We start from the raw sequence: 13,154 nt of genomic DNA on the forward strand, positions 1-13,154 counted from the left end.
GACCTTTTTGAAAATGCTCCTCAAACCAATCTGGTTGCGGTAAATCTGTATCATACAGATAGTCTGCTATGGCTCTTATAGCCTCCTCAGAATAGGGTTGATACGGCATAACGCCAAACCTCCTCAGGGCTCCTCTCATTCTCGACTTTTCTGGTTGGGGATCACTAAGCCAGGTGATCATGGCCTTGGTAAAGTCTTCCTTCCCGGTTTTATCATCAATATAATGCCTTTTTACTGCAACCATGGGTGGGGCTATCATAGTTGCTTTCGAAGCTTTAGGGTTATGGCATATATAGCATTCGTTCTCTACGATCTTCTTACCCGGGTCTGAAGTTGCGTTGACAGCCATTTCAGAGGGTGTTTCCTCTACAGTTTGATACCCTTTTTGAGCATCCTTACATGAAATACTTAGGACGATGCCCAGCAGAAATACAAGATAGCGCATAATTATAATTTTTGTTATTTCTGGTTAAATCGATCTTGCCATAAATTTTGTATTGTACGACACTTACTTCATTTCCAACGTAAGATACCTCCTTTAAGATCATATACTTTTTCAAATCCTCTGGCGGCTAACTGATGAGCTGCATTGTTGCTTCTATTACCGGAACGGCAATACAGATAAACAGGTTTGGTCTTATCCATTTTTTCAAATTCCTGAAAAAAAGCCTCGCGCTTAAAATAATCTATGTTAAGGGCTCTGGCGATATGGCCACCCTTAAATTCCCTATAAGTCCGTACATCAACCAATTGTACCTTATTCATGTGTACGGCCTTCTTAAAATCTTCCACCTCTAGTACTTCCACATTATCACTAGTGGCAGACCTGGATCTAAATAGTGTATTAAATAATGACATTATCTTATAATTTTAGCATTTACTTTTTAAAAAAAGGGAGCAATGACCTTCTTAGTAATTGCTCCCTACATCAATCCAACCAAAAAAAACTATATCTGTAATAACACCTCAGGGAAATCGGACATTTATTATCCGATTAGCAAGGAAACTGAAGCCATCGTAGACATCCTGTATATACCAGTTTTATTTTTTCTTTTATCAATTATTTTTTAAGCTATTCTTTATATAATATTAAAAGTATAAAGACTTCATTTATTGGCACGTAACCTAGGTTACAATTAGTTGTATTCTAAACACTGTAATGACATTCATTAGTTGTTCTTTGACTCTTAGAGGAAGATTTCTTTAATAAGTATATAGAGCCCCATAATGAGTACCAACCATCCGAATGATTTTTTAAGCTTCCCTCCCTCAATATATTTATTGAGCCATACGCCAATCAGAATCCCTAACAGTGAAAACGCAGTAAAACTCAGAAGAAAGAGCCAGTCTATTTCCATTGTTTCAACATCGCCTATAAAACCTATTAGCGACTTAATGGCTATGATGAGCAAGGAAGTTGCCACAGCCTTTTTCATAGGCAGTTTGGCAAGGATTACCAGTGCTGGAATGATCAAAAATCCGCCGCCTGCCCCCACGATACCAGTTATGACTCCAACAACCACGCCCTCTAAAACGATCATGGGGTAGTTAAACTTTGTTTCGGCATTTCCCTCATCGCGATTTTTTCCCTTGCCTCTGATCATTGAATACGACGCCAGCATCATTAGAATGGCAAAAAAGATCATGATCCCAATATCTCGGGTTACCGTGAAGTTTCCTACTTTAAATAAATAGTCGGGAATAGCAGGTATTAGAAACCTCCTGGTGAGATACACAGCCACAAAAGCAGGAATAGCAAAAACAATGGCTGTCTTAAAGTCGACAAGACCTTTTCTGATATTCTGAAGAGCACCCAACAAAGATGACACTCCTACTACAAAAAGGGAATAGGCCGTGGCGACCACAGGGTTTATTGAAAGCAGATATACCAAAATTGGGACGGTGAGGACAGACCCTCCCCCACCTATGAGGCCCAGCACGATCCCAATGATCAGGGCTCCTAAATAACCTAATATCTGTGTGAAATCCACCTTAATAATTTAATCCAAACAAAAGTAGACTGCCGGGACATGGGTGGGCGTGACCTAGGTTACACAGTTACAAAAGAGGTACATTAAATGTAGGGTTGTAATTAATAGTTGAACAAAAATTACTTTCTAAAAGGAAAATCTCAGGAACATGATAAGTATCATTTTATAGACAAAAATTTTTAAATAGCTTCATAAAGTGAATTCTAAAGGGATCTTCCATGAAAACGCTATTGTATGCCACAGACTTTTCAGACAATTCCATAGCTGCCTTGAAATTTGCAGAAATGCTGCGACATCCGTTCAATGCCAAACTTTACATGCTGCATGTATTTGATATGAAACCCACCTTTATGAGTACCGTGAGCATTTCGTATAGTCGACTGGAAGAAGCGGCCCTCAAGGAAGCTACTTACAAACTCACACAATTCTGTACAAAGCATCTGGGGAAGGATCCTGAAGCGTTGGGTATATCCTTGGTAGTCAGCGAGCATGGCATCTCATCAATAGGTATTCTCGAAAACGCAGAAAAGATCAATGCCGATCTTGTTATTATTGGCACCAAAGGAAGTACATTACTAAAAGACCTGTTCATAGGAAGTACCGCTTCTACTCTGATCAATAACTCCTATGTGCCATTAATTATGGTCCCAAAAATGAAGCAGGTAAAACAACTTACAAAGATCGTATATGCTACAGCATATGAAGAGGCCGATATTTTAGCAATACGAAGACTAGTGGCGCTTGCAGAGCCATTTAAAGCTATGATAAAGCTTGTTCATATTTCCACTAAAAGTGAATATGCAGGGGAAGATCAAATGGCATGGTTTCAGGAAATGCTGAGAAGCAAAGTATCCTATCCCAATATCGAATTTGAACTCAGGTTTGCAGAAGACATCAATACTTCTTTGCAAACCTATATTGAGGAAGAAGAACCGATGCTCCTGGCTATGCTCGAAAGGGAAGGCCATGGAATTATGAAAAGTATCTGGCACAAGGATATTGTAAAGCAAATGAAATCTGTGATAAAAATACCTTTACTAAGCTTCCATAAAAGGAATTTGTAAGGGTATTACCGGGTTTATTTTTTGTATCTTAATGAAAGTTAGGCAAGTGCAATCTTGCCTATAGAATACGCACAAAATCTAATTCTAACTTAAAAATCATACACCATGAATCCTCTCATGTTTTTTTTACTGATACTAGTTCTTTTTTTACTGGCAGGTATACGGGTCATCTTTGAATACAAACGCGCCCTTAAGTTCCGTTTCGGAAAATATATCAATACCTTACAACCCGGTTTACGTTGGATCATTCCCTTTGTTGAAACCATCCAAAAGGTAGATATCAGGGTAATCACAATAAAGATCATTTCCCAGGAAGTGATGACTGAAGACAACGTACCCTGTAGCATAGATGGGGTGGTCTTTTTTCAGATCACAGATCCTGAAAAGGCTGTTTTAGAAGTGGAGGAATTCTCTTTTGCTATTACCCAGTTATCACAAGCGGCTCTGAGAGATGTTTGTGGAAAAGTAGAACTAGATACCATCCTCTCCAAAAGAGAGGAAATGGGCAAAAACATCAAGACCATTGTGGAAGGAGAGACCAAGCGCTGGGGAATTGAGATCATTGATGTAAAGATAAAAGACATACAATTACCTGAGAATATGAGGCGTATGATGGCCAACCAGGCAGAGGCAGAACGCTCACGAAGGGCACGTATTATTTTAGCACAGGCCGAGGACCAGGCCGCCGATATGCTTCTTAAGGCAGGAAAAAAAATAGATCAATCGCCCTCTGCAATTAAACTCCGATTGTATCAAACCCTATCCAATATTGCCGCCGAAAAAAATTCTACTATTCTATTCCCTTTCCCGGAGGAAGTATTACCACGAAGGCGTAGGAAAGATATTCCAGAATAGTGAAGTAGTATGATCTGATATTGACCAATAATCAGCAAATGTTGTTTTCTATAAAAAAAGAGCCCTCCTGTTGGGCTCTTTTAATAAAGGCATTCATGTTAACAGGAGGGCAATTTTAAAAGAGGATTATATCATGCAATTTCCACTTTTCTTGGCTTCATTTTTTTTACTTCTTCCTTTTTGGTTAGTTTGAATCTTAAGATACCGTCATTGTATTTGGCTTTAATTTCATCTTCCAAAACGTTTTCTGGTAACAATAAGGTTCTCATAAAGGAATTATAAGCAAATTCTTTGCGGGTATACTCCTCTTCTTTTACTTCATCAGTATCCTCTTTCTCAGCTTTGATGATGAGATACCTATTTTCAATAGATACTTCAAAATCTTTTTTAGCAAAGCCAGGGGCAGCCAGTTCAATTTCAAAATGACGATCTGTTTCCTTAATGTTTAATGCAGGTTCTGCAGATCTACCATTCCAGAAATCATCATTTACCAAGCCTCGATTCCACAAATGATTGTCAAAGAAATCTTCCATGTCGAAGAAATCAGATGTCATCAGATTGGATAGAGGTCTTTTCCGATTTTTAAATTTTGTTAGTGACATGTTTTTATTTTTTAGGTTAAACAATCCGTTCAATAGTTCAAGATAAAGGGTATTCAGATCTGCGACACAAGGTATTTATTACCCTATAGATTAACTATGATATTTATCATAAAACCAAATTATTTATCAACTTTTTAGACGGTAAAAAACTATGATATGTTAACTCTCAATTCCGTAAAATAATATTGATCGCTCCATTGGCTCCACGTGCCCCATATAAACCCAGTTCAGTCGGTGTTTTATAGACCTCAATAGATTTTACATCTTCTGGATTAATACTACCCAAAATTCCCGATAATCCTCCGCTGTATGCTACACCGTTGATCAAGAACAATGGTTCTGAGGTATTTGAAAATGAATTAGGTCCAAATACCCGCACCATATTGCCCCTTACCGATATCCCGGGAACACGCTGAAGCATGTTCAATATGCTCACTTCCCCTTTGATTGCATTAATAGACCTCATATTATTCTGGGGTTCTTCACCCGAAACTGTCCTCACTTTGGAAGAAGTACAACCACTTGCCAAGCAAATCGCTATAAAAATCAAAATGATCACTTTTAGAATTCCTTGCCTTAAGAACATAGTTTTGTTTTTAGTGAGTAAGATATTTATCCTTCCATAAATTCCGGGGCGCTCTGAAAATTGGCGACAAGTAAGAGTCTGCCTCAGCATCATTGGAATTATGACCCTTAAAGTAGGCAATTTTTTTCCAAATGGTAAAAGAAAGGAGGAGGAGGAATTGGTTCAAACTAAAATGTTATCTCCAGCATTACAGGGCAATGGTCAGAGCCGTAATATTCATTAAGGATCTCCACTTTTTTCACCTTATCTGCCAAAGAACTACTCAGCAGAAAGTAATCTAATCGCCAGCCTGTATTGCGTTCCCTTGCTTTAAATCTGTAACTCCAATACGAATATGCCACGGTATCCGGGTGCAGTTGCCGGTATATATCTACTAGTCCGGCCTTTAAAAACGCATCCATTCCGTCTATCTCTACCTGAGTATACCCGGCAGTCTTATTGTAGTTCGATTTATCATTTTTTAAATCGATGGGCTTATGAGCCACATTTAAATCGCCACAGACAATCACGGGTTTTGTTTCTTCTTTTTTCTTGATGAATTTAAGGAAGTCGGCATCCCATCCCTTTCGGTAATCCAGTCTATCTAATTGTGACCCCGAATTAGGGACATACACATTGATCAGATAAAATTCAGGATACTCTGCACAAAGGACACGCCCTTCCGAATCATGTTCCTCTATGCCCATATCATAGGTAGTATCTCCCGGAGTAGTTTTGGTGAGAATAGTAGTTCCGGAATATCCTTTTTTATCGGCAGCATTGCTTATTACCTTATATGCATTCAAAGGTTCTAGAGCCTTTGCTACTTCCTCTTCCTGGGCCTTGGTTTCCTGAAGACAAACAATATCTGCTTTTAGCTCATTTAGTGTCTCAAAAAAATCTTTCTTAACGATGGCTCTAATGCCATTTACATTCCAGGTAATAAGTTTCATAGAGCGTTGATTTAGTCTAATGTACCTTGCTTAAATTATTAAAACGGCAAATAGTATTAATATCAAATATTATGGGTGAGGTTATAACGTCATCCTGACCTCTCCACAAGTTAACATGGCTTCTCCATAGAATGGATTTCGTATCTCTTTTTCCCAACTTAACCAGTCCGACCCCATATTATTATTGGCCATAGGACAATGTAAGACATACACTGGTTTATCAGGATTTTTCACGCTGGGCATAATAGCAACAAATTGATCGGAAAGGAGCACAAAATTTGAACGCTGTTCTTTAAGGGATTTGGTCATAGATATGGCCATAAAATATTTTTCCAATCTGCTTATTTGATCTATTACCCCTCCCTTTAAAGCAGACTTATTTACCCTTTTTAGCTTGGATAGAGCTTTTTCAGATGCCTGCTCCACCTTTTCCGAGTCTGAAAGCACCAAGGCGTCCTTAAGTTCCATATATGCTTCCAGGACCGACGCAAAGGATTTTTGAAATTCTGGTGACACTTCCTTTTCCTCTTTTTCTATGGTGGCTCCCATTCCTCCGTGTCCTTCATGACCCGTCCTTACTTGCCCACCTTCATTCATCATCGACTTTTTGCCTTTTAATTGAGCGGCGGCATCTACAGTAAATGTGCCATTAGTAACAATCTCATCTCCAGCTTGTAATCCTTCCAGTAACACATATCCATCCTGAACGGCATTTCCTAAAGTGATCTCACGCATTTCAAAGGAGGAATCGTCCGGGTTGGTCTTTATATAGACAACAGAGCGTTCTCCTGTCCAAAGAACAGCACTTTCCGGGACTACGATAGTATTTTCTTTTTTATTGGCCGTAATACGCATAGAACCGGCCACAAACATGCCAGGCTTTAATTGACCTTGGGAATTTTGTAATACAGCTCTCACCTTGATGGTCCTTGTCGCCGAATTCAATACGGGATCTATAAAAGATATTTTAGCATCGAACTGGGTATCCGGATAGGCTTTAGTTGTAATAGTTATTTTTTGACCTTCTTTTAAAAGTGAGATCTGGTTTTCATACGCATCAAAAACGGCCCAAACGGTATTCAGGTTAGCTATTTTGAACAAAGGCGAACCCTGCTTTACATAATCTCCTGCTTCTACCATAATTTCTGAAACTGTACCAGATACATTGGCATAAACAGGGAAATTTTCACGGACCTGCCCCGACTTTTCAATCTGGGCTATTTCCTTTTCAGATAGTTTCCACAATTGAAGCTTATTACGCACTGCCCTATATAATGCTGGTTGATTTTCCTTTAAGCCTGCGGCCGTAATTAATTCTTGCTGGGCCGAAACCAGTTCAGGCGAATAAATGGTTGCCAATTGCTGTCCGCTTCTAACTTCCTCTCCCTCAAAATTAACGTAAAGCTTCTCTATGCGCCCGTCAAAGTATGACGCCTGACTCCCAACGGCCTTTTCGTTTTCCTTTATGGTTCCCGAAAGTTTTAAGCTGTTGTCACCCGAACTGCCGGAACCGACAATAGTGGTTCTGATATCTGCCAAGGCCATGGCATTTTTGGACAAGGTAAACTGAGTAGCAGAAAGCTCGTTAGAATCTACATCTGCCAATATAAGATCCATACCGCAAATAGGGCAGTTACCTGGGGCAGACTGTCTTATCTGGGGATGCATGGAACACGTCCATACGTCACTTACTTCCATTTCTGTTGTGTGATCATGAGAGTCTGATGCTGGCTTATCGGCAGCATTATGAAATATAAAATACCCGGCAATAAGGCCTGTTAAAACTGCAACACCAATATATATGATTGTCTTTTTCATCGAACTATTTTTTTTTCTTTAATTGCTTTCTGATGGTAGGAGAACTTACATAAAATAGTGTAAATCCGCTTAAAATGGTAATGAGTCCCATAAGCGAAAATCCTCTTAGTAACAGTGTGTTAAAATCATCCCTTCCCTGGTAATCCATCGTGTGCATCATCCACAAGAAATCGAACCAGCGCCAGTCCCTGAAACGCACCGTTTGAAAAGACCCGTCTTTTATGGAAACATAGGCCTTGATATTCTTTGGACTATCATACGAAATCACATAAGCAGGCAATGGTTTTTCACGGTATTCATGATGATTTCCTACCTCCTCAATTCGTTCTATGTCCTTGACATTTAAAGAAGAAAGCATATGATTTTGTGCAATTTGCAAGGCTTCCTCCTCCGTGATCTCCTTTTTTTCAGTCCCTGTTTGGGCGTCTATCAAATAACTGTCATTGATCCAGTAATAGGGTTTGGCTCCAATTTCTCTTAATTCAAGGGATGCAACTTCTTTTGGGTTCAAAATTGAAGTTGGACTCACCAGCTTATTGAAAGATAAGGGGGCTGGGTTTTCATTTCGAAAATGATCCCCATGGATCTCATCAATGTCGGTCCAGCTAAAATAGATACCACTTATGGTCCACATTAGAAACTGAATCCCCAGGAAGAGCCCAAGATACCTGTGCGCTTTTCGAATCTTTGCTGCTGTTTTACGTTTTACCATATTTATCAGTCTATGTGGGTTGTTCTTAATCGTAAGGCGTTGGCAATGACAGAAACTGAACTAAAACTCATTGCTAATGCAGCAATCATTGGTGATAAAAGAATTCCGAAAAACGGAAATAATACCCCTGCTGCTATGGGTACACCTAATGTATTGTATATCAAAGCAAAAAAAAGATTTTGCTTTATATTGCGCATTACCTTATCACTTAAATTTCTTGCTTTTACAATCCCGTGCAGATCTCCTTTTACAAGGGTAATCATTGCACTTTCAATAGCCACATCTGTTCCTGTTCCCATAGCGATCCCGACATCACTTTTGGCAAGTGCAGGGGCATCATTGATACCATCGCCTGCCATTGCGACTACTTTGCCTTGCTCTTGTAGTTTTTTGACTTCCTCCAGTTTATTTTCAGGTAACATCCCAGCTTTAAAATTGGCCAGGTTAAGTTCGCCAGCTACCGCTTGCGCTGTGTTGTGGTTGTCTCCGGTGAGCATTATAACCGTGATACCCTTATCCTGAAATTCTTTTATAGCTTTAGCACTCGTGCTTTTTATTTTATCACCTATAACCACATAACCGGCTACCTCGCCATCTATTGCCAGATATGAAACAGTCTTTCCTTGCTTTTGAAAGGAATGAACCTCTTTTTCCACATCAGATGAAATAATTGCATTGGCATGATCCATCATTTTGGCATTACCCAGATGCACCTTATTACCATTTACTTTCAGTAATGGTTCCCGTCTTATCAATTATCAAGGTATCAACCTTGTCCATTTTCTCTAAAGCTTCGGCATTCTTTATCAAAACACCGTTTTGAGCGCCCTTCCCTACGCCCACCATAACAGACATAGGAGTTGCCAAACCAAGTGCGCAAGGACAAGCAATGATCAATACAGCAATAGCATTGACAAGTGCATAGACATACACTGGTTCCGGGCCCCAAATTGCCCAAACAATAAACGTTATTATTGCAATAAGTACTACCACGGGTACAAAATAACCTGAAACGGTATCTGCTAATTTTTGAATAGGGGCACGACTCCTGCTTGCGTTATTTACCATTTGAATGATCTGAGAAAGCAAGGTATCGCTACCTACTTTTTCAGCTATCATAAGAAATGATTGGTTGCCATTGATAGTTCCGCTACTCACATTATCTCCTTCATACTTGTTGACCGGAATTGGTTCTCCCGAAATCATTGATTCATCAATGGTAGTTTTTCCTTCTGTAATAACTCCGTCTACCGGAATTTTATCCCCGGGTTTAACTCGCAACACATCACCTTTTTGGATCTGGTCAATGGAAACTTCCTCTTCTTTTCCAGCAACCACACGTACGGCTTTATTGGGAGCAAGTTTCAACAATTCTTTTATGGCAGAATTGGTTTTACTGTGCGCTCTTGCTTCCAAAACCTGGCCCATCAATACCAACGTTAAAATCACAGTGGCTGCTTCAAAATAAACGTGCACAGCGCCAGATTCGGTTTTAAATTGTTCCGGAAAAAAGTCGGGAAACAACATCCCAAAAACACTGAATACCCAGGCTACGCCTGCACCAATTCCAATAAGGGTGAACATATTGAGGTTCCAGCTTTTTATACTTTTATAGGCCCTTTCAAAGAACATCCAGGTGGCATAAAACACTACAGGGATAGAAAGTGCAAACTGAATGGAGTTCCACCATTTTTGTCCCATCAAATCGTATAACGGATTGTTGGGAATCATCTCACTCATTGCAATTAAAAAAATAGGCAAAGTGAAGGCGACAGCTATCCAGAATTTCTTTACTAATTTCTTATAGGTCTTCTCTTCCGCTGAAATGTCTGCTTGCACAGGAACCAGGTCCATACCGCAAATTGGGCAGCTACCCGGTTCGTCACGCATGACTTCCGGATGCATGGGACAGGTATACTGTGTTGTGGCTGCATGCGACAGATTTACTTCTTCTACCAAAGCCATTCCGCATACAGGACAATCTCCGGGCCTATCATAGGTCTTTTCACCTTCACAATGCATAGGGCAATAAAAGGTGCCTGTTCCTTTCCCAATATGTTTAGATGCTTCTTTTTTAGCTTCAGGAGGTGATCCGGGTTTATGGATACTATAACGCCCTCCGTCATTCTCAAGGGCCTTCTTAAATTGCTCCAAGGGTATATGCTGCTCCATTTCAATAGAAGCCTCTGCTTTTTCCAGATCCACCATCACCTTTGCAACTCCCTCTACCTTTGAGAGTGTTTCCAATACGTGGTTGCGGCAGCCATTGCAGGTCATCCCATGTATATGATAGGTGTGATTCATTTTTTACTTCCTTAAATTGTTCATTAATTCTTTATTGGTTTGAAAGATAATTAATGATCGCCATTTGGTTGTAATAGCTGTTGATAGCCTCAATAATATTCATTTGAAACTTTAATTGCAATTCCTGTATGTCGAGCACATCATTAAAATCGATAGTACCGGTTTCGTAGTTCTTGATCAATATTTCTTCCGCATTTTGTGCTTTTTTCAAATTCTCAGATTGTGCTACATATCGTATCCTGGCCGAATTTCGTTGGCTCAACGCCTCTGCTAATTGTGTTTTAAGCGTATTAAAGCGTTCCTGCCTCATGGCATTCAGTTCCTTTTTGCGCAGGGCATTTTGCCTGCCCAGAGAGGAATACTTATTGCTAAAAATCGGAACAGAAACGGATACCATGGGCATTACCATATCTTTTCCATTATCCATAAATGAAACATCAGTGCGCTCGGCCACCGGCACATAATCTACACCAATACCCAACATGGGCGACCCCTCCTTTTTTACCAACAGATCGTCTTTAAGAACGGATTCATACAATCTATCATATTTCAACAGTTCAGGGTGCACTGCCACACTATCGCTGATAATAAAATCATCCTCTGCTGGCAGTACAAAACTCTCCATGACACTGACGGGAATATCTTCATCCCGGTTAAGCATATTATTCAATCCGCTTTCTTCGGCTACATACTGTTGCCGTAATATTCTTTGTTGTTCCAATAATTCGTTTTGCCTAATTTGTAATTGTAATACATCTACCGCCGAGGTTTTACCCCCTTCTACACTTTTTAACGCCAATTGCTCATACGTACGGAGTAATTCAATATTCTCCTCTAAAACCCTCGACCTCGCCTTTATGGCATACAATCCATAATACGCTTGAGAAATTCCGAGAATCAATTTTCTCTTGGCTATTACCAGGGCAACATAATCTGCCTCCGCCATGGAACCTGTATAATTCTCACGAGCCGTGATGGTACCAAACCAGGGAAGCATTTGTCTTATCCCAAACCGGGCCTTTTGTGCACCTGTCCTGGTCTCTGTTTCACTTGCAAAATATCCGGCACTAAACTCGGTATTTGGAAGGGTGTTCACTTCTTTGACCTTTTCTACGGCAATGCTATAGCGGATTTCCCCTGCCTGGATTTCAGGATTGTTCAATAAACCTTGTTCAATCAATGATTCCAGCTGTTGGGTGTACCCCACCTGAATAAATACAACACCGATTAATATTTGAAAGATTCTTTTCATTGTATTGACTTATTTAATTGAAATTCTGCCCTCCAACTGAATAGTACCGGAACCACCAACAGGGTGATAAGGGCAATGAGCATTCCACCAAAACTTGGGATAGCCATGGGGATCATGATATCACTTCCCCTTCCCGTGGATGTCAGCACCGGTAAAAGAGCCAACAAGGTAGTAGCAGTGGTCATTAAACAGGGTCGAATACGTTTTTCTCCCGCCTCCACCACCGAGGCCCTTATATCCATCAAGGTGGCTGGTTTATTTTTCCTAAAAGTCTGTGTTAAATAGGTGGCCATTACTACCCCATCGTCTGTCGCAATCCCGAATAAGTCAATAAAGACCACCCAAACTGCTACGCTGAGGTTAATAGTATGCATCTGAAAAAGGGATCTCATGTTTTCTCCAAAGAATTCAAAATTCATAAACCAGTCCTGACCATATAACCAGATCAGCAAGAACCCGCCTGCAAAAGCGACCGCAATTCCGGAAAACACCATGAATGAAGTAGCCACAGATCTAAATTGGAAATACAGGATCAGAAAAATTATAAACAACGCCAGCGGAACTACCACTTTTAGTGTTTTCTCTGCCCGGAGCTGATTTTCATAAGTGCCTGTAAATCGATAATTAATGCCCTTGGGGATTATCAAAGTCCCTTCATCTATTTTCTTCTGTATCAACGCCTGCGCATTTTCAACAACACTCACTTCGGCATAGCCATCGAGTTTATCAAAAAGAACATAGCCTACCAAAAAAGTATCCTCACTTTTAATCATTTGAGGTCCTTTTTCGTAGCGGATAGTAACCAACTCACCGAGGCGTATTTGTTTTCCGCCGGCAATCGGGATGTATATATTCTCAATATCGGCCGGATTTTCCCGTAATTCTCTGGGATACCGAACCCGAATTCCATACCGTTCCCTCCCTTCAACCGTTTGTGATAACATCATACCGCCCACGGCAACTTCCAGAACCTGCTGTACATCTTCGATAAGAAGGCCATAGCGCGCCAGTTTATCTCTATCTATATCAATAAGCAAA

At 40.2% G+C, this 13,154-nt stretch carries 11 protein-coding genes and 1 pseudogene; 2 read left to right on the forward strand and 10 right to left on the reverse strand.

The genetic code is table 11. The features are described 5' to 3' along the window. Window positions 1-513 precede the first annotated feature (513 nt). Both Q0X72_RS11635 and Q0X72_RS11640 read right to left on the reverse strand, forming a co-directional pair. Window positions 514-858: a rhodanese-like domain-containing protein gene (locus Q0X72_RS11635; protein WP_297765530.1), complete on the reverse strand. Its 345-nt coding sequence runs from the start codon at window positions 856-858 to the stop codon at window positions 514-516. Between the two features lie 329 nt (window positions 859-1,187). Further along, complete coding sequence (locus Q0X72_RS11640) at window positions 1,188-1,991, reverse strand: sulfite exporter TauE/SafE family protein (protein WP_297765532.1); 804 nt, start codon at window positions 1,989-1,991, stop codon at window positions 1,188-1,190. Between the two features lie 218 nt (window positions 1,992-2,209). Here Q0X72_RS11640 and Q0X72_RS11645 point away from each other — a divergent pair, with 218 nt between their 5' ends. Then, a complete protein-coding gene (locus tag Q0X72_RS11645; RefSeq protein WP_297765534.1) occupies window positions 2,210-3,055 on the forward strand; it encodes a universal stress protein in 846 nt (281 codons plus the stop codon). Between the two features lie 105 nt (window positions 3,056-3,160). Further along, entirely contained in the window at window positions 3,161-3,910 is a 750-nt protein-coding gene (locus tag Q0X72_RS11650; protein WP_297765537.1) for a slipin family protein, read from the forward strand. A 131-nt stretch (window positions 3,911-4,041) separates the two neighbouring features. On the opposite strand, the gene Q0X72_RS11655 is transcribed toward Q0X72_RS11650, so the two are convergent. From Q0X72_RS11655 to Q0X72_RS11690, 8 genes and pseudogenes are all read right to left on the reverse strand, one after another. Next, window positions 4,042-4,512, reverse strand: coding sequence for an Hsp20/alpha crystallin family protein (locus tag Q0X72_RS11655; RefSeq protein WP_297765540.1), 471 nt, complete (start codon window positions 4,510-4,512; stop codon window positions 4,042-4,044). 166 nt (window positions 4,513-4,678) lie between these two features. Further along, window positions 4,679-5,098, reverse strand: a complete 420-nt coding sequence (locus Q0X72_RS11660) for a TonB-dependent receptor plug domain-containing protein (protein ID WP_297765543.1) — start codon at window positions 5,096-5,098, stop codon at window positions 4,679-4,681. 167 nt (window positions 5,099-5,265) lie between these two features. Continuing rightward, complete coding sequence (locus tag Q0X72_RS11665) at window positions 5,266-6,030, reverse strand: exodeoxyribonuclease III (RefSeq protein ID WP_297765545.1); 765 nt, start codon at window positions 6,028-6,030, stop codon at window positions 5,266-5,268. 81 nt (window positions 6,031-6,111) lie between these two features. Then, entirely contained in the window at window positions 6,112-7,848 is a 1,737-nt protein-coding gene (locus Q0X72_RS11670; RefSeq protein ID WP_297765547.1) for an efflux RND transporter periplasmic adaptor subunit, read from the reverse strand. A gap of 4 nt (window positions 7,849-7,852) precedes the next feature. Next, complete coding sequence (locus Q0X72_RS11675) at window positions 7,853-8,560, reverse strand: PepSY domain-containing protein (protein WP_297765549.1); 708 nt, start codon at window positions 8,558-8,560, stop codon at window positions 7,853-7,855. A 5-nt stretch (window positions 8,561-8,565) separates the two neighbouring features. Beyond that, a pseudogene (locus Q0X72_RS11680) lies at window positions 8,566-10,864 on the reverse strand (HAD-IC family P-type ATPase). A gap of 31 nt (window positions 10,865-10,895) precedes the next feature. Then, window positions 10,896-12,116, reverse strand: coding sequence for a TolC family protein (locus Q0X72_RS11685; RefSeq protein WP_297765552.1), 1,221 nt, complete (start codon window positions 12,114-12,116; stop codon window positions 10,896-10,898). Continuing rightward, window positions 12,113-13,154, reverse strand: a 1,042-nt coding sequence (locus Q0X72_RS11690; protein WP_297765555.1) for an efflux RND transporter permease subunit, incomplete at its 5' end; no start/stop codon positions are given. The genes Q0X72_RS11690 and Q0X72_RS11685, both read right to left, overlap by 4 nt.

The organism is uncultured Muriicola sp. (assembly GCF_947258935.1).
Classification (GTDB): domain Bacteria; phylum Bacteroidota; class Bacteroidia; order Flavobacteriales; family Flavobacteriaceae; genus Muriicola.

What these genes read in the sequence shown, in the direction of transcription:
- Q0X72_RS11655 (WP_297765540.1), bottom strand. Translation starts at nt 4,512, where the DNA reads ATGTCACTAACAAAATTTAAAAATCGGAAAAGACCTCTATCCAATCTG.
- Q0X72_RS11685 (WP_297765552.1), bottom strand. Translation starts at nt 12,116, where the DNA reads ATGAAAAGAATCTTTCAAATATTAATCGGTGTTGTATTTATTCAGGTG.
- Q0X72_RS11660 (WP_297765543.1), bottom strand. Translation starts at nt 5,098, where the DNA reads ATGTTCTTAAGGCAAGGAATTCTAAAAGTGATCATTTTGATTTTTATA.
- Q0X72_RS11635 (WP_297765530.1), bottom strand. Translation starts at nt 858, where the DNA reads ATGTCATTATTTAATACACTATTTAGATCCAGGTCTGCCACTAGTGAT.
- Q0X72_RS11650 (WP_297765537.1), top strand. Translation starts at nt 3,161, where the DNA reads ATGAATCCTCTCATGTTTTTTTTACTGATACTAGTTCTTTTTTTACTG.
- Q0X72_RS11675 (WP_297765549.1), bottom strand. Translation starts at nt 8,560, where the DNA reads ATGGTAAAACGTAAAACAGCAGCAAAGATTCGAAAAGCGCACAGGTAT.
- Q0X72_RS11665 (WP_297765545.1), bottom strand. Translation starts at nt 6,030, where the DNA reads ATGAAACTTATTACCTGGAATGTAAATGGCATTAGAGCCATCGTTAAG.
- Q0X72_RS11645 (WP_297765534.1), top strand. Translation starts at nt 2,210, where the DNA reads ATGAAAACGCTATTGTATGCCACAGACTTTTCAGACAATTCCATAGCT.
- Q0X72_RS11670 (WP_297765547.1), bottom strand. Translation starts at nt 7,848, where the DNA reads ATGAAAAAGACAATCATATATATTGGTGTTGCAGTTTTAACAGGCCTT.